14 protein-coding genes are annotated in these 21,459 nt (G+C 72.3%); 8 read left to right on the top strand and 6 right to left on the bottom strand.

Annotation, left to right across the window (positions count from 1 at the left end; translation table 11 throughout):
• Window positions 1-338 precede the first annotated feature (338 nt).
• The 3 genes from J5X86_RS26815 (at window position 339) to J5X86_RS26805 (ending at window position 4,657) form a co-directional block, all read left to right on the top strand.
• Window positions 339-2,633, top strand: a complete 2,295-nt coding sequence (locus tag J5X86_RS26815) for a glycosyltransferase (RefSeq protein ID WP_308124735.1) — start codon at window positions 339-341, stop codon at window positions 2,631-2,633.
• Window positions 2,630-3,886, top strand: coding sequence for an acyltransferase (locus J5X86_RS26810; protein ID WP_208519275.1), 1,257 nt, complete (start codon window positions 2,630-2,632; stop codon window positions 3,884-3,886). Before J5X86_RS26815 ends, J5X86_RS26810 begins: the two co-directional genes overlap by 4 nt.
• 171 nt (window positions 3,887-4,057) lie before the next feature.
• Entirely contained in the window at window positions 4,058-4,657 is a 600-nt protein-coding gene (locus J5X86_RS26805; RefSeq protein ID WP_208519274.1) for an extensin, read from the top strand.
• Window positions 4,658-4,668: 11 nt separating this feature from the next.
• Here J5X86_RS26805 and J5X86_RS26800 read toward each other — a convergent pair whose 3' ends face one another.
• The 5 genes from J5X86_RS26800 to J5X86_RS26780 all read right to left on the bottom strand — a co-directional run bounded on the left by J5X86_RS26800 (window position 4,669) and on the right by J5X86_RS26780 (window position 10,056).
• A complete protein-coding gene (locus tag J5X86_RS26800; RefSeq protein WP_208519273.1) occupies window positions 4,669-5,571 on the bottom strand; it encodes a lysozyme in 903 nt (300 codons plus the stop codon).
• Between the two features lie 82 nt (window positions 5,572-5,653).
• The gene (locus tag J5X86_RS26795) at window positions 5,654-6,301 is read right to left on the bottom strand and encodes a TetR/AcrR family transcriptional regulator (protein WP_208519272.1); all 648 of its coding nucleotides are present in this window, start codon (window positions 6,299-6,301) and stop codon (window positions 5,654-5,656) included.
• Between the two features lie 10 nt (window positions 6,302-6,311).
• Window positions 6,312-8,474, bottom strand: a complete 2,163-nt coding sequence (locus J5X86_RS26790; RefSeq protein ID WP_208519271.1) for a xanthine dehydrogenase family protein molybdopterin-binding subunit — start codon at window positions 8,472-8,474, stop codon at window positions 6,312-6,314.
• Window positions 8,471-9,472, bottom strand: a complete 1,002-nt coding sequence (locus J5X86_RS26785) for a xanthine dehydrogenase family protein subunit M (protein WP_208519270.1) — start codon at window positions 9,470-9,472, stop codon at window positions 8,471-8,473. The genes J5X86_RS26790 and J5X86_RS26785 overlap by 4 nt, the downstream gene beginning before the upstream one ends.
• Entirely contained in the window at window positions 9,469-10,056 is a 588-nt protein-coding gene (locus J5X86_RS26780) for a (2Fe-2S)-binding protein (RefSeq protein ID WP_208519269.1), read from the bottom strand. The genes J5X86_RS26785 and J5X86_RS26780 overlap by 4 nt, the downstream gene beginning before the upstream one ends.
• 51 nt (window positions 10,057-10,107) lie before the next feature.
• On the opposite strand from J5X86_RS26780, the gene J5X86_RS26775 reads away from it, so the two are divergent.
• Together J5X86_RS26775 and J5X86_RS26770 are read left to right on the top strand one after the other, a co-directional pair.
• Window positions 10,108-11,259: an XdhC/CoxI family protein gene (locus J5X86_RS26775; RefSeq protein WP_208519268.1), complete on the top strand. Its 1,152-nt coding sequence runs from the start codon at window positions 10,108-10,110 to the stop codon at window positions 11,257-11,259.
• A gap of 77 nt (window positions 11,260-11,336) precedes the next feature.
• Window positions 11,337-12,680, top strand: a complete 1,344-nt coding sequence (locus tag J5X86_RS26770) for an MFS transporter (RefSeq protein WP_208519267.1) — start codon at window positions 11,337-11,339, stop codon at window positions 12,678-12,680.
• Between the two features lie 211 nt (window positions 12,681-12,891).
• Here the strand turns inward: J5X86_RS26770 and gndA are convergent, their stop codons facing one another.
• Window positions 12,892-14,346 (bottom strand): NADP-dependent phosphogluconate dehydrogenase, encoded by a 1,455-nt coding sequence (gene gndA / locus J5X86_RS26765; protein ID WP_208519266.1) that lies wholly within the window; start codon window positions 14,344-14,346, stop codon window positions 12,892-12,894.
• Window positions 14,347-14,700: 354 nt separating this feature from the next.
• Here gndA and J5X86_RS26760 point away from each other — a divergent pair, with 354 nt between their 5' ends.
• The 3 genes from J5X86_RS26760 (at window position 14,701) to J5X86_RS26750 (ending at window position 21,408) form a co-directional block, all read left to right on the top strand.
• The gene (locus J5X86_RS26760) at window positions 14,701-15,246 is read left to right on the top strand and encodes a GNAT family N-acetyltransferase (protein ID WP_208519265.1); all 546 of its coding nucleotides are present in this window, start codon (window positions 14,701-14,703) and stop codon (window positions 15,244-15,246) included.
• Between the two features lie 757 nt (window positions 15,247-16,003).
• Complete coding sequence (locus J5X86_RS26755) at window positions 16,004-19,981, top strand: Pls/PosA family non-ribosomal peptide synthetase (RefSeq protein ID WP_208519264.1); 3,978 nt, start codon at window positions 16,004-16,006, stop codon at window positions 19,979-19,981.
• Window positions 19,978-21,408, top strand: a complete 1,431-nt coding sequence (locus J5X86_RS26750) for a M1 family metallopeptidase (protein ID WP_208519263.1) — start codon at window positions 19,978-19,980, stop codon at window positions 21,406-21,408. Before J5X86_RS26755 ends, J5X86_RS26750 begins: the two co-directional genes overlap by 4 nt.
• Window positions 21,409-21,459 lie beyond the last annotated feature (51 nt).

The following is a 21,459-nucleotide window of genomic DNA, read 5'->3' as shown; positions in this document are numbered from 1 at the left end:
GAGCACGTTCGCGTGACCCCCGCCGCCGTCACGTCCGTCTGCCCGAGACCCCGCCGGAGACCTCACCTCTCCCCGCGCGGATCGGCCACGGTCGCGGCGTAGCCGCCTCTCACCACTCACCGAACGGCGGATCGCCCCGGCCTTCCCGGCGACGCCATACTCCGGCCTGCCCGTAGGCGCATGCCCATGCACGCATGCCCGCGGGCCACGCGGTCTGCCCTGACCCCGGCCGGAACGTCCGCGCGCCCACGGCCCGTTCGGTGACGCATGTCTTTCAGAAAGGAACCCCTCAGGTGCTTACTTCGCACCACCCACGATCACGCGAATACCAGCAACCCGTGCCCGCCGCTCGCGGCGATGTGGCGGGACCGAGCGGGCATGTGCTGGCGGTCGGCACACCGGGCCCCAGACTCGATCAGCTGACCCGGACACTCGTCTCGACCGGGCATGAGGTGAGCCATGCGGAGCCCGGCGACGTCAGCCGTCAGATGCGGCAATCCCCTCCGGACGCGATCGTCGCCCTGGACGACGCCCACGACGGGCTGGACCTGATACGCGAGGTCCGCGCCGTGCCCGCGGGACGGGCGCTGCCCCTGCTCATGGTCACTTCCGACCCCGGCCCCGTCGGCGTCGCCGACATGCTGCGCGGCGGCGCCGACGACTGCCTGCCGGACAGCTCCGACCCCGTCGAGCTCTCCGCCCGGATCGAGGCCAAGCTGCGCCGGGTCCCGGTCCCCGTCGAGAACCTGCTCCTCGACCCGCGCACCGGCCTGTACTCCCAGCCCCACTTCCTGGGCGAACTCGACCGGGAACTCAAGCGGGTCGACGACAGCCGCGTCGGTGGTGTCGTCGCCATGGTCGGCGTCGCCGAGATAGCCGCCCTCGAAGCCCGGCTCGGGCCGCGGGTGCGCCGTGAGGTCGCCGAACGTCTCGCCGGAGTGGCGGAGAAGCTGGGCGGTGTCTGCGACCGGCTCGGCTGGGACGACGACGGCCACCTGCTGATGCTGATGCCCGGTGTGGACGAGGACACCGCGCGCGGTGAACTGCAGAAGTTCGCCAACGCCGTGGCCGGGACCCGCTTCGTGGTCGCCGATGAGAACGTACGGCTGACCCCGGCGATCGGATGGACCCCGCTGGCCGACTGCCCGGACCGCGCCCAGGCCGTCGCCAACTCCCGCAACGCGGTCGAGGAATCGATCCGCCACCGGGATCTGCGACCGGTCAAGTACGCGGCGTGGATGCGCGGCAGCCACCGCCGCCGTCGCCGTCCGCTGGCCACCGCGCTCCGCACCCTGCTGTCGGCACTCTCGCCCATCCTGGTGCTTCTCTTCGGCGTGGGCATCCCCTTCGTCTTCTACCAGCAGATGTACGAGCTGGGCTGGGACGTCGGCTCGGCCGCCTACTGGGTCGTGGTGTCCGGACTGGTGCTCTCCGCCGCGATGATCGTGCTGGAGTGCCTCTTCTCGCTCGACGCCAAACCCCGGCCCGAACAGCCCGCACAGCCGTATCCGCCGGCCAGCGCCGTCATCGCCGCCTATCTGCCCAATGAGGCCGCGACCATCGTCGACACCATCGAGTCCTTTCTGCGCCTGGACTACCCCAACGAGCTGGAGATTGTGCTCGCGTACAACACGCCGCACCCCATGCCCGTCGAGGAGACCCTGCGGGAGATGGCCCGCCGCGACCCGCGGCTGGTGCTGATGCCGGTGGCGGGCAGCACCTCCAAGGCGCAGAACGTCAACGCCGCCGTCACCCGGGTGCGCGGTGAGTTCGTCGGCATCTTCGACGCCGACCACCACCCGGTGCCCGACGCCTTCCAGCACGCCTGGCACTGGCTCTCCCATGGCTACGACGTGGTCCAGGGCCACTGTGTGATCCGCAACGGCGAGAGCTCCTGGGTCTCCAAGCTGGTGGGCGTGGAGTTCGAGGCCATCTACGCCGTCAGCCACCCCGGCCGGACCCGGCTCTACACCTTCGGCGTCTTCGGCGGCTCCAACGGCTTCTGGCGCACCGATCTGCTCGCCAGGACCCGGATGCACGGCACGATGCTCACCGAGGACATCGACTCCTCGATGCGCGCCCTGCACGAGGGCGCCCGGATCGCCACCGACCGCACGCTCATCTCGCGCGAACTGGCGCCCACCACCCTCAAGGCGCTGTGGAACCAGCGGTCGCGCTGGGCCCAGGGCTGGCTCCAGGTGTCGCTGAAGTACCTGTGGCGCGGACTGCGCTCCCCGGCCTTCACCGCCCGCCAGAAGGCGGGGCTGCTGGTGCTGCTGGGCTGGCGCGAGATCCAGCCGTGGCTGACCCTGCAGATCCTGCCCGTGCTGCTGTACTCGGCGTGGCGGGCGGGCGGAGTGGACCAGCTCGACTGGGCCGTGCCGGTCTGCCTGCTGGCCACCTTGTTCACCCTCTCCGCCGGGCTGGTCCAGGCGCTGTTCGCATGGCGGCTCGCGGTGCCCGAACTGCGCCGCCGCAGGGCGTGGTTCTGGCGCTATCTGCTGGTGTCCACCTTCTTCTACAGCCACTTCAAGAACATCGTGGCCCGTCAGTCGCTCCTCAAGGAGGTGCTGCGGGACCGCCAGTGGCGGGTCACCCCGCGGCCCGGCGAGAAGGCGGTGAAGCGGACATGAGCACGGTGTCCACGACCCTCACCACCGCGCCCGCCACCGTTCGCCGGCCGGTCAACGGCACGCCCGCCAAGGGCGCTCCCTCCCGCAACCGGCGGAACGCGGAGATCCAGGGCTTCCGGGGAATGGCGGCGCTCCTCACGGTCGTCTTCCATGTCTGGCAGCAGTACTTCACCTACGACCGGGACGGCGCCCACTCACCGGTGCCCAACCGGTACGCGAACGCGCTGGTGTCGCTGGAGGTCATCGACTTCTTCTTCGTCCTGTCCGCGTATCTGCTGACGCTGTCCTACGCACGGGCGGCGATCGACGGGGGCTCGACCCGCCCCGGCCGGGTGTTCCTCTTCCGGCGCGCCATCCGGATCATCCCGCTGTACTTCCTGGCGGTCCTGTGCGTCTGGGCCACCCGCAACCCCACCCTGCCCGGCGAGTGGTCCGATCTGGTGCACCATCTCACCTTCACCCAGGTCTTCGACCAGGAGCAGATCTTCTACACCATCGGCCCCACCTGGTCGTTGTCACTGGAAATCATGTTCTATCTGGCGCTGGTGGGACTCGGCCCCCTGGCCGCCCGCGCGTGCCGTCCGCTGCGCCGGCGGGCCTCCCGGGTGGCGGTGTGCGCCGCCGGATGTGCCCTGCTGTACATCGGGCCGTTCATCTGGATCGCGGTCGCCCGCTATGTGCTGGAGATCCCGCACACCGAATGGCCGGTGTACTTCGGACCGCAGGCCCGCTTCGGCGGGTTCGCGGCGGGCATGGGCCTGGCCGTGATGATGATCGCCCTCGGCGACCGGGGCCGGCTCCACGCGAAGGTGGCGATCCCGCTGCGGGTGGCCGCGCTCCTGGGGCTGTATCTGCTGTCCTGGTCCGGTACGGAGGCGGAGGACTTCCCCACCACCTTCTACCATCCGCTGTCCGCCCTGCTGTGGACGGTGCTGCTGTACAGCACCATCCATGTGCGGCGGCAGGGGCGGTGGCACACGTGGCTCACGGCCCGCTGGCTCACCGGCGCCGGGCTGGCCAGCTACAGCCTCTTCGTCTGGCATGAGCCGATCATGCTGGGCCTGTACAACGCCGGGCTGCTGCCCCCCGACGGCCAGGCGGGCTTCCCGCTGGCCGTGGTCATCGTGCTGGTGGTGGCCGTGGCCGCCGCCGCGGTGAGCTACTGGCTCATCGAGTACCCGGCGAGCCTGCTCGGCAGGCTCAAGGACGGCAAGGGCCGTTCACGCGACTTCTATCCGGAGGCCGCGCGCTAGCCATGGACAAACGTTCCCCGGTGTACGGGTGGCCGTACACCGGGGGGCCGTGGTTATCATCTGGCTCATTCTTTACTCTGTAACACGTGTGCGTCGGACATCAGTTCCTCTCGGAACCGGGCCTTCCGGTGCACTGCACCCAACCCATGCCATAACGGGGAGATCAGCGAAATGGGTCGACACAGCCGACCGACCGCCGCTCAGCAGGCGCGTACCACGACGCTCAAGGCGGCTACCGCCCTCGGAGTGGCCGGAACCATAGCCTTCGGCCTCCACTCGACGGCCGGCGGTGACAAGTCCGCGCAGGCCCGCTCCGATGTGAACACACAGCAGGAGCAGGCGCCGCACATCGACCCCGCCGTCGACCACTCGCCCTCGCAGAGCCATGTCTCGCCCAGCGAGTCCACGAAGCCGAAGCTGATCTCCGACGACACCGACGCCGCCACTCCCGGTGGCGGGGCGACGGACCGGGGCGCCGGCGCGCAGCGGCCCACCACCCCGGCCACCCCCGACGCGGCACCCTCCAAGGCCGCGACCACCCACGCGGCCCCCACCCCGGCGCAGCGGGACGACCAGGTCCCCTCGGAGCCCTCCTCGCCGGGCGAGACGACCCCGAGCGCCGATCCGACCACCCCCTCGCAGCAGCCCAGCCAGCCGCCGCAGTCCACCCCCGGCGAGGGCGGTCACCACGGCAAGGGTCTGGTGGGCGGCCTGGTGGACGGTGTCGGGGACACGCTCGGCGGAGTGCTCGGCGGTGTGCTCGGCGGCTGAGCGCCGCCGCCTCACCCCGTGGCCAGCGCCTTGAGGCCCGCCAGGCTCCCGTTGAACCTGTTGTGGTCGCCCACCAGCGGACCGGTGGAGGTGTACTGCCACAGGGTGTGGGTCTCCCAGCCGGCCGGCAGGGCCCCGGGGGTGGCGGCGTACCGCGCCAGCCACAGGGGGTTCCGCCCGGCGAAGGCGGCGCTGTTCCCGGTGCACGTCTTCCACCAGCCGGTGGCCGTGTAGATCACCGGCTGGCGTCCGGTGCGCTCCTTGACCCGCGCCGTGAAGTCGCCGATCCAGTCCACGATCTGGGATGCGGTCAGGCCGTAGCAGGTTGCTCCGTACGGGTTGTACTCGAGGTCCAGGACGGGCGGCAGCGTCTTGCCGTCGTCCGACCAGTCGCCTCCGTTGCTCACGAAGAAGTCGGCCTGGCGGGTGCCGCTGGAACGATCCGGCAGGGCGAAGTGGTAGGCGCCGCGGATCATGCCCTGCTGGAAGGAGCCGTTGTACTGCGCGGAGAACGAGGGGTTCTTGTAGGTCGTGCTCTCGGTGGCCTTCACATAGGCGAATCGGACGTTGTCGTCCCACAGGGCCGCCCAGTCGACCGAACCCTGATGGTCGCTGACGTCCACACCCTCCACGGAGGCCGCGGCCGCTCTGGTGGCCCTGGGTGAGGCGCCGGGGTCGGCCTTCTCGTGGCGGGCGATCGTCGAGCCCATCCAGTCCCGCTCGGGGTGCGGGACGGACGATGCGGGGGCCGGGTCGGTACCGGCGTCGTGGTCGGGGTCGGTCGTCGAGGCCGTGGCCGGGACGAGGGTGGCGAGGACGGCGGCGGTGACCGCCACCCCCAGTGCGCCGATGGCATGCGGCGAGCGCAGACGCGAAGGCGCCCGGTGGGCGCCCTTACCGGATTTCAGGGACATCTGTTCCTCCGATCCGTTCCGCATCGACGGTATGCGCGCCGAACGAAGAACGTGAAGCGGAACGGGAAATTCTGTCCCTCCGTCAGCGGTCCCGTGCCACCTCGCCGACGGGCCCCGAAGGCACGCCGTAGCCCGCCACCAGCGCCCGCGCGGCCTGGGTCGCACGGGTGGCGACCCCCTCGACCACGTCATCCGGATCGCCGAACTTCCCTTCCAGCAATTGGGCGACATACCCCCGGGCGAGTGCGTGCAGCGCGTCGAGCAGCGCCACGGCCGTCGCCGGTCCCTCGCCCGGAGCGATCACCTCGAAGGCGCTCGGCAGCAGCAGATCGACGAACTCCCTGGTGCTGTCCCGTAGCTCCGGATGGGTGGCCCGCAACCCCGGGGCGAACAGGATGTCCAGCCCGCCGCGGTAACGGGCGGCCGCGCGCACGAAGCTGCCCGCCACCGTCGCCAGCCGCTCCTGAGCGGACCCGGTCTCGGCCGCGGTCTCCAGGTAGATGGCCCGCAGCCGCCGCGAGACCTCCAGCGCGGCGGCCGCGAGCAGCGCGTCACGGTCGGCGAAGTGGCGGTACGGGGCACCGGGGCTGACACAGGTGCGGCGCGCGGCCTCCGCGACGGAGAAGCCGCGCACCCCGACCTCGTCGATGATCTCCAGGCTTACCGCCACCAGCGCGGCGGCCAGGTCGCCGTGGTGGTAGGTGGCGCGTCCCTTGGGGGTGGGTGCCATTCGGGTGACCCTACCCGACCCGAGGTTCCGGCTCGCCCGCCCCTGGCCTGCGCTTTTCGGCGGACCTGGCCGCCCGCAGCGCCTCCCGCGAGCGCTCGATGCGGATCGGCAGATCCCGCACCCGTTCTCCGGTGGCATGGTGGAAGGCGTTGCCGATGGCCGCCGCCGCGCCCACGATGCCCAGTTCGCCGATGCCCTTGGCACCCACCGGGTTGGAGGTGTTGTCAGTTTCCTCCAGGCACACCACGTCCAGCCGCGGGACATCGGCGTGGGCGGCGATGTGATAGCCCGCGAAGTCATGGTTGGCGAAGTCGCCGAAGACCGGATCGACCTCGCCGATCTCCAGCAGCGCCATCGACAGACCCATCGTCATGGCTCCCAGGAACTGCGAGCGCGCGGTGTGCGGATTGACGATCCGCCCGGCCGCGAACACGCCCAGCATCCGGTCCACCCGGATCTCACCGGTGTCGGCGTCCACCCGCACCTGGGCGAACTGCGCCCCGAAGGTGTGCCGCGACAGATCCGCCCGCTGCCCCAGGTCCTCGGTGGTGTCGGCCACCACCTCGAGACCGCCGTCCGGGACCACCCCTCCGTAGACGTCCAGCTCCTTCAGCAGCGCACGGCACGCCTTGTCCACCGCCCAGCCCCAGGAGGCGGTGCCCAGTGAACCGCCCGCGAACGGCGCCATGCCCAGCGACGCGCGGCCGATCTCCAGCCGCAGCAGCGACACCGGAATGCCCAGCGCGTCCGCCGCCACCTGGGTGAGGGCGGTGCGGGCACCCGTGCCGAGGTCGGCCGCGCCGATGCGCACCCGGAACGTCCCGTCCTCCTCGGCGCGCGCCACCGCGGAGGAGGGGAACGTGTAGTCCGGGTGGTGCGATGCGGCCACACCGGTGCCGACCAGCCAGCGCCCCTCGCGCCGGATCCCCGGTGTCGGATCGCGGTGTTCCCAGCCGAAGCGCGCCGCGCCCTCGCGCAGGCAGGCGACCAGGTTGCGGCTGCTGAACGGCTTACCGCTCTCCGGGTCGTTCTCCGGCTCGTTGCGGATCCGCAGCTCGATCGGGTCCATGCCCAGCGCCTCGGCCAGTTCGTCGACGGCCGACTCCAGCGCGAACATCCCCGGCGTGTGGCCGGGCGCGCGGAACCAGGCGGGCGTCATCACATCCAGCGGCGCCACCTTCACCGTCGTACGGGCGTTGGGCGCCGCGTACATCATCCGCGTCGAGGACACCGTCTGGTCGGCGAACGGCACCAGGGCCGCGCGCTGCTGCACCGAGTCGTGCTGGATCACCGTCAGCCGGCCATCGCGTCCGGCCCCCAGCCGCACCCGCTGGATCGTGGGGGAGCGGTAGGGGATCAGCTGGAACATCTGCTGCCGGGTCAGGGCGATCTTCACCGGCCGTCCGACGGCCCGCGCGGCCAGCGCCGCCAGCACCGTCGGCGATCGCGGAATGCCCTTGGACCCGAAGCCCCCGCCGATGTTCTCGGCGACGACCTCCACCGCACTCAGCTCGATCCCGAACAGCGCGGACAGCAGCTGCGCGCTCATGTACGGGCCCTGGTCGGAGTTGAACAGCGTCAGCCGCTCCTCGTCCCACACCGCGATGGTGGCATGCGGCTCCATCGGGCTCACATGCTCGACCGGGGTGGTGTACGTCTCGTCCACCCACACCGGAGCGGCGGCCCACGCCGCGTCGGCGTCACCGCGCTCGACCAGGCCAGGGCTGCCGTCGGTCACCGTCTCGGCGATCTCCAGCCGCTCGTCGTCGGCGCGCAGCACCACATCGTGCGGCTCCCGCTCATAGCTCACCCGGACCGCCGCCGCACCCTCGCGCGCCGCCTCCAGCGAGGTGGCCACCACGGCGGCCACCATCTGGCCGTGGTAGGCCACCTGAGGGGACTGCAGCACGAAGAGGTCCGCGCTCGCCTGTGCCTCGGCGTTCAGCCGCGGGGCGTTGGTGTGGTCGAGCACCGTCAGCACACCGGGCAGGGCCAGCGCCGGGGCGGGGTCCACCTCCGTCACCCGGCCGCGGGCGACGGTCGCCTGCACCGGCCACACGTAGCTGACGCCCTGAGTGGGGTACTCATAGGCGTAGCGCGCCGCGCCGGTCACCTTGTCCAGGCCGTCGACCCGGGTCATCGGGGCGCCGACGCATCGCTCGACGGTGGTCATGCGCGATCCTTCCTCGCGACGAGGTCGCGGACGCCCGCGACGATCAGATCAATGGCCAGGTCGACCTTGAAGGCGTTGTCCGGCAGCGGCCGCGCCTCGGCCAGCTCGGCCCGGGCCGCCTCCCGCAGCGTCTCCTCGTCCGGCCGGCCGCCGCGCAGCCGCTCCTCGGCGATCCGGGCCCGCCACGGCCGGGGTGCCACCCCGCCGAGCGCGATCCGTACGTCCCGGAGCGAGCCGTCCTCGGCCACGGACACCGCGGTGGCGGCGCTCACCAGCGCGAAGGCGTACGACCAGCGGTCCCGCACCTTGCGGTAGCGCATCCGGGCACCGTGCGGCGGCGGGGGCAGCTCCACGGCGGTGATGAGGTCGCCGTGGTCCAGGACGGTCTCCCGGTGCGGTGTGTCGCCGGGCAGCAGATACAGCTCCGCCACCGGAACGGTGCGCGAGCCGCCGTCCACGGACCGCAGATGCGCCACCGCATCGAGCGCCACCAGCGCCACCGCCATGTCGGAGGGGTGGGAGGCCACGCACTGGTCGGAGGTGCCCAGCACGGCCAGATCGCGGTGCGCGCCCTGGATCGCCGGACACCCGGTGCCCGGTTCGCGCTTGTTGCATGGCTTGGTCACATCCTGGAAGTACCCGCAACGGGTGCGTTGCAGCAGATTGCCGCCCACCGTGGCCACCGTGCGCAACTGCCCGGACGCCCCGGCCAGCAGTGCCTGGGACAGCAGCGGGAAGCGCTCGCGGATGCCCGGATCGCCCGCCAGAGCGCCGTTGCGCACGGTGGCGCCGATGAGTACGGAGCCGTCGTCGCGGTGCTCGATGCGGTCGTACGGCAGCCGGGAGACGTCGATGAGCAGCCCGGGGCCGGTGACGCCGAGCTTCATCAGATCCACCAGATTGGTGCCCCCGCCGAGATAGGTGGCATCGGGGCGCTCGGCGATCAGCGCGGCCGCCTCGTCGGCGTCGCCCGCGCGGGCGTAGGCGAACTCCTTCACCGGGCGCCTCCGACCGTGGCAGTGTCCTGGGCGCCCTGGGTGCCCGCGGCCTCGAGCACGGCCTCCACGATGCCGTTGTACGCACCGCAGCGGCACAGATTGCCGCTCATGCGCTCGCGCACCTCCCGCGCGTCCAGCTCCGAGACATCGGCCACCCCGGCGGCGGTGTCCTCGGTGACATGGCTGGGCCAGCCGCGCCCGGCCTCGCCCAGCGCCCCGATGGCGGAACAGATCTGGCCCGGGGTGCAATAGCCGCACTGCAGCCCGTCGTGGTCGAGGAAGGCGCGCTGCACCGGGTGCAGTTCCCCGCCGTCCGACAGCGCCGCCACGCCCTCGATGGAGACGATCTCGCGCTCCTCGGCGGTCACCGCGAACACCAGGCAGCTGTTCACCCGCTCACCGTCGACCAGCACCGTGCAGGCCCCGCACTGACCGTGGTCGCAGCCCTTCTTGGTGCCCGTGAGCCCCAGCCGCTCGCGCAACACATCGAGCAGGGTCGTCCGGTTGTCGATGGTCATCGGGTGGGACGTGCCGTTGATCCGCAAGATGATGTCGCTACTCGGTGAGTGATGTGAGAGGCTCATACATTGAATGTATCAACCTCTTACATGGGTCGGCGAGGAGATTTGGATTCCATGCGAGACGTCGTAGCGCAGATGCACCGATGGTGGGGCGAGGGCGAGCCGTTCGCCCGTGCCACGGTGGTGGCGACCTGGCACTCCTCCCCGCTGCCGCCCGGGACGAGCATGCTGGTCGGGCCCGATGGCGCCGCGATCGGCAGCGTCTCCGGCGGCTGCGTCGAGGGCGCCGTCTACGAACTGGCCCAGGAGGTGACCGACAGCGGCACGCCCGCGCTGGAGCGCTACGGCGTCAGCGACGACGACGCCTTCGCGGTCGGGCTGACCTGCGGCGGAATCATCGATGTGTATGTGGAGCGGGTCGACCCCGAAGGCTTCCCCGAACTGGGCGAGGTGGCCACTGCGGTGGCCGCCGGGGAGCCGGTGGCCGAGGTGATCTGCGTGGCCGTCGACGGGCCCGACCCGGAGGGGCGGCTGGGACGCCGGCTGGTCGTACGGCCCGAGAGCACCTCGGGATCCCTCGGCTCCGGACGGCTGGACGCGGCCATCACCGAGGACGCGCGCGGACTGCTGGCCGGCGGGCGCACCGAAACCCTGCGCTACGGCTACGACGGCACGCGCATGGACGAGGAGCTCACCCTGTTCGTCTCCGTCCACGCCACCCCGCCGAGGATGCTGGTCTTCGGCGCCGTCGACTTCGCGGCGGCCATGGCCCGGATCGGCGCGTACCTCGGCTACCACGTCACCGTGTGCGACGCCCGGCCGGTCTTCGCCACCGCGCGCCGCTTCCCCGATGCGCATGAGGTGGTGACCGACTGGCCGCACCGCTACCTGCGCACCGAGGCGGAGGCGGGCCGGATCGACGAACGCACGGTGGTCTGTGTCCTCACCCACGACCCGAAATTCGATGTGCCGCTGCTGGACGTCGCCCTGCGCCTGCCGCTGGCCTACGTCGGCGCCATGGGCTCCCGCCGCACCCACGACGACCGGCTGCGCCGACTGCGCGCCACCGGTCTCGGCGAGGAGGCGCTGACCCGGCTCGCCTCGCCGATCGGCCTGGACCTCGGCGCCCGTACCCCGGAGGAGACCGCGATCAGCATCGCGGCCGAGATCATCGCCGACCGCGGGGGCGGCAGCGGCACCCGGCTGACCTCCCTGAGCGGCAGCATCCACGGCCGGCGGTCGATGCGGCCGGCGGCCGGAGACTGAGCCGGGGCCACGGCGCGGGCCGGGGGTCGTCACAATGGTTCCCGGCCCGAATGGATGTAGGAGGAATCGAACCAGCCGTGGAGACCGCCAGAAGCAGCGACGACGAGATAGAACCCACCGCCCGGGACGACGACACGCCCCCCGGAGCCGGGGACGGCGCCCCCGCCCCGCCGCCGAAACCCGGCTGGCGCCGCTGGGTGATGGACACCCGGCCGCTGCGCCACCGCCCCTTCCGACGGCTGTGGACCTCCACCACCGTCACCGCTGTCGGCAGCCAGCTCACCGCCGTGGCCGTCCCCAAGCAGATCTACGACATCACCGGCTCATCGGCGTGGGTCGGCTACGCCAGCTTCGCGGGACTCCTCCCGCTGGTGGTCTTCGCGCTGTGGGGCGGGGTGGTCGCCGACCGGATGGACCGGCGCACCCTGATGCTCGTCACCAACGTGGGCATCGCCGTCACCTCGCTGCTGTTCTGGGCGCAGTCCTTCGCCGGTCTGGACTCGGTGGCGGTGCTCATGGTGCTGCTCGCCGCCCAGCAGGGCTTCTTCGGCATGAACTCCCCGGCCCGCAGCGCCTCCGTCGCCCGTCTCGTCCCGGCCGACGAACTGCCCGCCGCGGGCGCCCTGCAGTCCACCGTCGCCCAGACGGGCATGATCATCGGCCCGCTGCTCGCGGGCGCCCTGATCCCCGTCCTCGGCCTGCCCACGCTCTATCTCCTCGACGCCGTGGCGCTGTGCATCACCCTGTGGGCCGTCTGGCGGCTGCCGTCCCTCCCGCCCCTCACCCAGGGCGCCGCGGGCGGGGGCCGGCGGGCCGGATGGCGCGATGTGGTCGAGGGCTTCCGGTACATCGCCGCCCACCGCATCCTGCTGATGTCCTTCCTCGCGGACATCATCGCCATGGTCTTCGGCATGCCCCGCGCGCTCTTCCCCCAGCTCGCCTCGCACACCTACGCGCCCTGGGGGGAGGGGTTCGCGCTCGGCCTGCTCTTCGCGGCGATCCCGATCGGCGCGGTGGCCGGCGGTCTGCTGTCCGGCACCTTCTCCCGCGCCCGCCGCCACGGCCTGATGGTCATCGCCGCCGTAGTGGCCTGGGGCGTGGCCATCGCCGGGTTCGGGCTCAGCCCGAACCTGTGGTGGGCGGTGGCCTTCCTCGCCCTCGCGGGCGTCGCCGACATGGTCTCGATGGTCTTCCGCGGGGCGATCCTCCAGTCGGCCGCCACCGACGACATGCGCGGCCGGATGCAGGGCGTGTTCACCGTGGTGGTGGCGGGCGGCCCGCGCATCGCCGACCTGCTGCACGGCACCGCGGGCTCCCTCCTCGGGGCCCGCGCGGCGGTCGCCGCGGGCGGGCTGCTGGTGGCCGTCAGCACGCTCGGGCTGGCCGCCGCGGTGCCCGCCTTCCGCCGCTACACGCCCTGACGACGCGGCGGCGGCGCGACGGCACGAGGGCCGTGGCACAGTCGCACGGCGGGCGCGGCTGCGGCATACAACGGCACGAGGGCCGGGTCGTGGCACAACGGCACGAGGGCCGCGGCACACAACGGCACGACGGTCGTGGCACACAACGGCACGAGGGCCGTGTCCCCGCCGGAACCCGGCGCGGGGACACGGCCCTCGTGCCGTCGCGACGTCAGACCGTACGCTCGTCGCGGTCGGCGCCCCACATCGTGTGGAACGAACCCTCGCGGTCCACCCGCCGGTAGGTGTGCGCGCCGAAGAAGTCCCGCTGCCCCTGGACCAGCGCGGCGGGCAGCCGCTCCGAGCGCAGCGCGTCGTAGTACGCCAGCGCCGCCGAGAAGCCCGGCGCCGGCACGCCCAGCTCGACCGAGGTGGACACCACTCGCCGCCACGCGTCCTGCGCCGCGCCCAGCGCCTCCGCGAAGTGGTCGTCGGTCAGCAGCGTGACGGGCTTGCGGTCCTTGGCGTACGCCTCGGTGATCCGGTTCAGGAACCGCGCCCGGATGATGCAGCCGCCGCGCCAGATCTTCGCGACCGCCCCCGGGTCGATGTCCCAGCCGTACTCCTGGCTGCCCGCCTCGATCTGGTGGATGCCCTGCGCGTACGCCACGATCTTCGAGGCGTACAGCGCCTGCTCGACATCGTCGGCGAACCGCTCCGCCGCCTCGCCCGTGAGCTTCTTGCCGGACGGCCCCGGCAGCCCCTGCGAGGCGTCCCGCAGATCCGCGTGGCCGGACAGCGAACGGGCGAACACCGCCTCGGCGATCCCGCTCACCGGCACGCCCAGGTCCAGCGCGGTCTGGACGGTCCAGCGGCCGGTGCCCTTCTGCTCGGCCTGGTCCTGCACCACGTCCACGAACGGCTTGCCGGTGGCGGCGTCGGTGTGCCCGAGCACCTCGGCGGTGATCTCGATCAGATACGACTCGAGCCGGCCGCCGTTCCAGGTGCGGAAGACCTCCGCGATCTCACTCGGCGTCATGCCCAGCGCCCGCCGCAGCAGGTCGTAGGACTCCGCGATGAGCTGCATGTCCGCGTACTCGATGCCGTTGTGGACCATCTTCACGAAGTGGCCGGCGCCGTCCGGGCCGATGTGGGTGCAGCAGGGGACGCCGTCCACCTTGGCGGAGATGCTCTCCAGCAGCGGCCCGAGGGACTTGTAGGATTCCACCGATCCGCCGGGCATGATGCTGGGCCCGTTGAGCGCGCCCTCCTCGCCGCCGGAGATGCCGGTGCCCACGAAGTGCAGCCCGCGCTCGCGCAGGGACTTCTCCCGGCGCCGGGTGTCATCGAAGTGGGCGTTGCCCCCGTCGATGATCACATCGCCCTCTTCGAGGAGGGGTGCGAACTCCTCGATGACGGCGTCGGTGGGCGCACCCGCCTTGACCATGATGACGAGCCGCCGGGGCCGCTGCAGGGCTGCGACAAACTCCGCCGCGCTCTCGGCCGGCACGAAGCTCCCCTCGTGGCCGTGCTCCTCCATCAGCGCCTTGGTCTTGGCGAACGTGCGGTTGTGGAGAGCGACGGTGTGCCCGTGCCGGGCGAAGTTGCGGGCGAGGTTGCTGCCCATGACGGCGAGCCCGGTGACGCCGATCTGGGCGGTGGGCTGGGTGGTGGAAGGGCTGGGCATACGGTGTTCCACTCCTGTCATGCGCATCGAATGCTTATGCGAGGTGGCAACGACGAGGGGAGCGGGGATCTTCCCTCTCGGTCAGCCGGGCATCGCCCGGCCATAGTTGCACGATGTTCCCGACGGCGGACGCGTGTCCGAAGAAAGCGGCCGAGGTGTGTCATTTTTCTCCCGCGCGGGCGGTGCGCCGGGTTGTGGGGTATCCACAAGGCGGTGTCGTATGCCTGGTCTCTGAGAGCGGGTGAATCCTCAGCTCGCTGAGCGATGCCCTGGGTTGAAGCGGACTGCTGAGCCGGTGGGGTCCATCGAGTCGGCGTCTTGATCGCTGCCGGGCCGCTGGCTAGCTTGACCGGCGTGACGGACCTCAGACCCCTCGCCTGGCCACCTGCCCCGATAAAGACCGAGCGGCTCGTACTCCGCGAGTCCGAGGCCCGGGACCGCGCAGCGGTCATCGAGCTGAACGCCTCGCCGGAGGTGGGCACCTACCTCGGTGGTCCTCGACCGCGTGCCGAGCTCGAACGCACGGTGCCCGAGGTGCCCGGGCGGCGCCCTGGCTTCTTCGTGGTCGAGCTCGATGGGGCGACGATCGGCACAATCCAGCTCGACCCGCAAGACCCCGAGCGTCCGGGAAACCGCCTGGAGGCAGGGGGGACCGAGCTCGGCTACCTGTTCCTGCCGGAGGCGTGGGGACGCGGGTACGCCACCGAGGCGTGCACAGCGGCACTCGACTGGTTTGCGGGCGCGCTTCCCGGTGAGCCGGTGGTGCTCTACACCCAGACCGCCAACGTCCGCTCGATGCGCCTCGTGGCGAAGCTCGGGTTCACCGAGCTGGAGCGATTCGAGGCGTACGGCGCCGAGCAGTGGTTCGGCGTGTGGTCTTCGGTCGCGCCGCTCGCTTGAGCCCGTGCTCGACAGCGCGGATCTACGAGGCCACCGATCGGTCGTCGACCTCGGCCCGCGGCTTGACCTCGCGGAGCACGTCGGAGGGGAAGCGCCGACCTGGTCCTCGTCCACACCGGCTGGGCGCACTGGTACCTCACCGCCGGCCCCGGCACACGGGCCGCGGTCCGCGTCGCACAGGCCGCGAACGGCTCACCGTTGCCGACGTGCTGTTCGGCGCGGCCGAGCCCGAGGGGCGGCTGCCGGTTTTCCAAAACGCCAAGGACCACGAGCGTGCGCAACATTCCGTGTCCGCCCGGACTGCGGCCGCTGTGAGACCGACCACAGGGTCGGGGCCCGTCGGGTGGCCGCCGCCGGGCCGCGAGCGAGACCAGAGAATCCGCCCCCCACCAGGCACGATACGAGAGGGATGACGGCGGTGGGGAACGGCGTGCCACGGTGCCGCGCGGCCACGGGCTCGGGCCACCGACGCCTCGGAAGCCGACGGGCTCCTGTTAACACTGGGTAAACTGCCTGTTCGGCGTATGCGGGCGTCGGTTCGACCGGAGGGGCGGAACATGCCCGTCCGGCCACCGGTGCCCGCGATTCGAGCCGGCCGCTGGACGGCCGCGCCGAGTGGTCGCCCTCGCGGAAACCATCAGCCGCGAGCGGGTGTTCGGGACCCGGCTCAGTGTGGAGCCGGATGGCAGAGGCCGATGGTCCGGGTTGACCGGGCGGTGTCGCCGAACATTCGGTCCACCGACTGCGGAGAGGCCGGATGGCCGTAATAGACGAGTCCCAAGCACTGATCGACGAGTCCCAAGCACTGCTCGACCCGCTGCCGGCACCCGCCGAGGAGGAGCCCGCGGTACCGCCCGCCCTGTTCCCCGGACGCGGCGCCCACGCCGAGCGCACCCTCATGGACGTCCTCGGAGAGACGGCCCGTCGCCACCCGAACGCCCCTGCCGTCGACGACGGTACGGCGGCACTCAGCTACCGTGCGCTCCTTGCCGAGGTGGAGAGGGTGCGGCTGCGGCTGGTCGAGGCGGGCCTCGGTGTCGGTGACCGGGTGGGCATCCGCGTCCCGTCCGGGACCGCCGACCTGTACGTCGGGATCCTTGCCGTGCTGGCCGCCGGCGCAGCCTATGTGCCGGTGGACGCGGAGGACCCGGACGAGCGGGCCGAGCTGGTCTTCTCCGAGGCCGGGGTGAGCGTGGTCCTCGGCGACGGGCTCGAGATGACGGTGCGCGCCGAGCCGCACGGCGTCCCCGGCCGCCCGGGGCCCGGCGACGACGCGTGGATCATCTTTACCTCCGGGTCGACCGGCAAGCCCAAGGGCGTCGCCGTCACCCACCGCAGCGCGGCCGCGTTCGTGGACGCCGAGGCCGGGCTGTTCCTGGCCGATGAGCCCATGGGACCGGGCGACCGGGTGCTGGCCGGCCTGTCGGTGGCCTTCGACGCGTCATGCGAAGAGATGTGGCTCGCCTGGCGCGGGGGCGCCTGCCTGGTGCCCGCGCCCCGGTCGCTGGTGCGCACGGGCGTCGACCTCGGCCCCTGGCTGGTCGAGCAGGAGATCACCGTGGTCTCCACGGTCCCCACGCTGGCTGCGCTGTGGCCGGTGGAGGCGCTGGACGACGTACGGCTGCTGATCTTCGGCGGCGAGGCGTGCCCGCCGGAACTGGCCGACCGGATGGCGGTCGAGGGCCGCGAGGTGTGGAACACCTACGGTCCGACCGAGGCCACTGTCGTCGCGTGCGCCGCGCAGCTGACCGGCGAGGGCCCGGTGCGGATCGGGCTGCCGCTCGACGGCTGGGAGCTGGCGGTCGTGAACTCCCGGGGTGCGGCCGTGCCCATGGGCGAGGTCGGCGAGCTGGTGATCGGCGGGGTCGGGCTGGCCCGGTATCTCGACCCGGCGAAGGACGCCGAGAAGTACGCCCCACTGCCGTCGCTGGGCTGGTCGCGGGCGTACCGCAGCGGTGACCTGGTACGCGCCGAGGAGGAGGGACTGCTGTTCGTCGGCCGAGCCGACGAACAGATCAAGCTGGGCGGCCGCCGGATCGAGCTGGGGGAGGTGGACGCCGCGCTGCAGGCGCTGCCGGGCGTGGCGGGCGCCGCGGCCGCGGTGCGGACGACCAAGGCGGGCCACCAGTTGCTGGTGGGCTACGTCGTACCCGAGGAGAGCACGGCGGAGGACGGCGGCTTCGACCAGGCGGACGCGCTGCACCGGCTGCGGCAGGCGCTGCCCGCCGCGCTGGTGCCGCTGCTCGCGGTGGTCGGCACGCTGCCCACCCGTACCTCCGGCAAGGTGGACCGGGCGGCGCTGCCCTGGCCGCTGCCGGGTGTCGGCACGGCCGGTCCGGCGGACGAGCTGACCGAGACCGAGAGCTGGCTCGCCGAGCTGTGGGGCGAGGTGCTGGGCACCCCGGCGAGCGGGCCGGATGCCGACTTCTTCGCGGCGGGCGGCGGCAGCCTCGCCGCCGCCCAGCTCGTCTCGCGGATCCGGGACCGCTACCCCAGCGGGTCGGTCAGCGACATCTACCAGAACCCACGGCTGGGCGCGCTCGCCCGGACGCTGGAGGCGTCGGGCGGCGAGACGACGGTCCCGCGCACCGTACGGCCCGTACCCGGGCGTACCGGTGTCGCGCAGACGCTGCTGATGCTGCCGCTGCTGACGGTCGCCGGGCTGCGCTGGGGCGTGGCCGCGGCCGCGGTCATCAACGTGCTGAACCTCTGCGGTGCCGCCCCCTACGCGCCCACCGTCTCTTGGTGGTGGATCCTGCTCGGCTGGCTGCTCTTCGTCTCGCCGCCCGCCCGGATCGCGATCGCCGCGGGTGGTGCGCGGCTGCTGCTGCGGGGTCTGAAGCCGGGGACGTACCCGCGCGGCGGCGGCGTCCACCTGCGGCTGTGGTCGGCCGAGCGGCTGGCCGAACTGAGCGGTGCCACCGGCCTGTCCGGCAGCTGGCTCACCCACTACGCCAGGGCGCTGGGCGTGCGCGTCGGCGACGATGTCGATCTGCACGCGCTGCCGCCGGTGACCGGGATGCTCAAGCTCGGCAAGGGCAGCGCGGTCGAGCCCGAGGTCGATCTGTCCGGCCACTGGCTGGACGGCGACCGGCTGCGGATCGGCCGGATCCGGATCGGCGCGGGCGCCACGGTCGGCGCCCGCAGCACGCTCTTCCCCGGCGCCCGGATCGGCAAGCGCGCCGAGATCGCCCCGGGGTCCGGGGTGACCGGTGCGGTGCCCGCGGGGCGCCGCTGGGCGGGCGTGCCGGCGGCCAAGTCCGGCAAGGCGGCGCCCCGTCGGCCCGAGGGCCGGCCGGCCCGCACCCGCCGCTGGGCGTTCGTGTACGGGCTCACCTCGCTGGGGCTGACCCTGTTGCCCGCACTGGCGCTGCTGCCCGCGCTCGCCGTCATCACCCTGTTCGTGCGGGGCACCCGCGACGCGGGCACAGCGCTGCTCCACGCGCTGGCCGCCGCGCCGCTTGCGACGGTGATCGGAATGGTCTGCTACGCACTGTTTGTCCTGGCTGGGGTGCGGACGCTCGGCCTCGGCCTGCGCGCGGGTCACCATCCCGTCCACGGGCGGATCGCTTGGCAGGCATGGGCCACCGAGCGGTTGATGGACATGGCGCGGGTGCATCTGTTCCCGCTGTACGCCAGCCTGTTCACCCCGGTGTGGCTGCGGGCGCTCGGGATGAAGGTCGGGCGCGGGGTCGAGGCGTCCACCGTGCTGGCCCTGCCGTCGATGACAACCGTCGGCGACGGCGCGTTCCTCGCCGACGACACCATGGTCGCCTCCTACGAACTGGGCGGCGGCCGGCTGCGGATCGCGGAGTCGCGGGTCGGCAAGATGGCGTTCCTCGGCAACTCGGGGATGGCCGTGGGCGGCAGTTCGGTGCCCAAGCGCGGTCTGGTCGGCGTGCTGTCCGCCGCGCCCAGGGGTGCCAAGGCGGGCAGCTCGTGGCTCGGGATGCCGCCGATGAAGCTGCCGCGGGCGGCCGAGGAGGGCGACCAGAGCCGTACGTACCGTCCGGCGCGGCGGCTGAAGTGGGCCCGCGGCGTGGTCGAGCTGTGCCGGATCGTCCCCGTGATGGGTGGTGCGGCGCTCGCGGTGCTGGTGCTGGCCGCCTTCGGGACGGTCGCCGCACGGTGGGGATTCGCCGCGGCCATGGCGGCCGGCGGGGTGCTGCTGCTCGCGGGCGGTCTGGTCGCGTGCGCCGTGGCGGTGCTGGCCAAGTGGCTGCTGGTGGGCCGGTTCAGGGCAGCCGAACGCCCGCTGTGGAGCTCGTTCGTGTGGCGCAACGAGCTGGCGGACACCTTCGTGGAGGTGCTGGCCGTACCGTGGCTGATCGGGGCCGTGTCCGGTACACCGCTGATGAACTGGTGGCTGCGGGGCCTCGGCGCGCGCATCGGTCGCGGCGTGTGGTGCGAGACGTACTGGCTGCCGGAGGCCGATCTGGTACGGATCGGCTCGGGCGCGAGCGTGAACCGGGGGTGTGTGGTGCAGACCCATCTCTTCCACGACCGGATCATGCGCATGGACCAGGTGGTGCTGGAGGAGGGCGCCACCCTGGGCCCGCACGGCATCGTGCTGCCGGGCGCCACGGTCGGCACGTGCGCCACGGTGGGTCCGGCGTCGCTGGTGATGCGCGGCGAGACGCTGCCCGCGGGCACGTGGTGGCTCGGCAACCCGATCGCGGCGTGGAAGACGGAGAAGGCGCAGGACATGCGGAAGACGGAGGGTACGGCGAAGTGAGCAGGGGCAAGAGCGGCCGGGCGCAGGCCGCGCCCGGCGGCGGCGCCGGGGCGGCCCGGTCCGGGGACTCCTATCTGCCCGAGCACGGCAACGGCGGCTACCGGGTGACCCATTACGACCTGGAGCTGACCTACCGTCCGAACACCGGCCGGCTCTCGGGCCGCGCGCGGATCTCGGCGGTCGCCGAGCCGGGCGCCGCGGGCGAGCCGCTGTCCGGGTTCAGCCTCGACCTCGGCGCGTTCCGGGTCGACGGGGTGCTGGTCGACGGGGCCCGCGCGGCCCGCTACACCCACCGGGCGGACAAGCTGCGCATCCGCCCGGCGCGCCCGCTGCCCGCCGGGGCCCCGTTCACCGTGGAGGTGCGGTACGTCGGGGTGCCCCGGCCGGTGAAGACCCGGCATTGGGGCGACCTGGGCTGGGAGCAGCTGGAGGACGGGGCGCTGGTGGCGGGCCAGCCGATCGGCGCGCCGTCCTGGTTCCCGTGCAACGACCACCCGGCCGACAAGGCGTCGTACCGGATCGAGGTGACCGCGCCGTCGCCGTACGCGGTGGTCGCCGCCGGGACCCTGGACTCGCGCACGGTCAGCGCCTCCACCACGACCTGGGTGTACGAGCACCCGGCGCCGATGTCCACCTATCTCGCCACCGTCCAGATCGGCCTGTACGACCTGGTCGAGCTGACCGATGCGGCCGTGAGCCCGGTGCCCCAGCGGGCGGCGGTACCGCCGCGGCTGCGCGACCGCTTCGACCACGACTTCGCCCGCCAGCCCCGGATGATGGCCGCCTTCGAGGACCTCTTCGGCCCGTATCCATTCGACGAGTACGCCGTGGTGGTGACGGACGACGAGCTGGAGGTGCCGGTCGAGGCACAGACGCTCGCCATCTTCGGCGCCAACCATGTCGACGGGCACCGCGGCTGTGAGCGGCTGGTCGCCCATGAGCTGGCCCACCAGTGGTTCGGCAACAGTCTGAGCGTCGCCGACTGGCGCCACATCTGGCTGAACGAGGGCTTCGCCAAGTATGCCGAGTGGCTGTGGTCGGAAGTCTCCGGCGGCGTCCCCGCCGCCGTCATCGCGGCCCGCACCAGGGCCAAGCTGGCGGATCAGCCGCAGGACCTGCTGGTCGCGGACCCGGGCATGCCGCGGATGTTCGACGACCGGGTCTACCAGCGGGGCGCACTGACGCTGCACGCGCTCCGTACGGTCCTCGGCGACGACACCTTCTTCGCGGTGCTGCGGGAATGGACGGCCACGTACCGCCACGCCACCGTCACCACCGAGGAGTTCACCGCTCTCGCAAGGCGCCGCGCCGCACAGCCTCTCGACGCGCTGTTCACCGCCTGGCTCCACGCCCCGCGCCTGCCGGAACTCCCCGAGAACACCGGCCCCCGTTACGCCGACGGCACCCTCCAGCGCTCAGAGGAATAGTGTGCCAAGCCAGGCGGTATCCCGGGGCGTCCCTCCCGTCGCGAGCGTCCC

The sequence above is a fragment of the Streptomyces sp. NEAU-YJ-81 genome (assembly GCF_017592595.1).
GTDB classification, from domain to species: Bacteria; Actinomycetota; Actinomycetes; order Streptomycetales; family Streptomycetaceae; genus Streptomyces; species Streptomyces hygroscopicus_B.
This window is presented reverse-complemented; position numbering and strand designations above follow the sequence as displayed.

Bases quoted from the DNA above. Each gene is read 5' to 3' on its own strand.
- J5X86_RS26810 (WP_208519275.1), top strand. From the start codon at position 2,630: ATGAGCACGGTGTCCACGACCCTCACCACCGCGCCCGCCACCGTTCGC.
- J5X86_RS26805 (WP_208519274.1), top strand. From the start codon at position 4,058: ATGGGTCGACACAGCCGACCGACCGCCGCTCAGCAGGCGCGTACCACG.
- J5X86_RS26800 (WP_208519273.1), bottom strand. From the start codon at position 5,571: ATGTCCCTGAAATCCGGTAAGGGCGCCCACCGGGCGCCTTCGCGTCTG.
- J5X86_RS26795 (WP_208519272.1), bottom strand. From the start codon at position 6,301: ATGGCACCCACCCCCAAGGGACGCGCCACCTACCACCACGGCGACCTG.
- J5X86_RS26790 (WP_208519271.1), bottom strand. From the start codon at position 8,474: ATGACCACCGTCGAGCGATGCGTCGGCGCCCCGATGACCCGGGTCGAC.
- J5X86_RS26780 (WP_208519269.1), bottom strand. From the start codon at position 10,056: ATGAGCCTCTCACATCACTCACCGAGTAGCGACATCATCTTGCGGATC.
- J5X86_RS26775 (WP_208519268.1), top strand. From the start codon at position 10,108: ATGCGAGACGTCGTAGCGCAGATGCACCGATGGTGGGGCGAGGGCGAG.
- gndA (WP_208519266.1), bottom strand. From the start codon at position 14,346: ATGCCCAGCCCTTCCACCACCCAGCCCACCGCCCAGATCGGCGTCACC.
- J5X86_RS26755 (WP_208519264.1), top strand. From the start codon at position 16,004: ATGGCCGTAATAGACGAGTCCCAAGCACTGATCGACGAGTCCCAAGCA.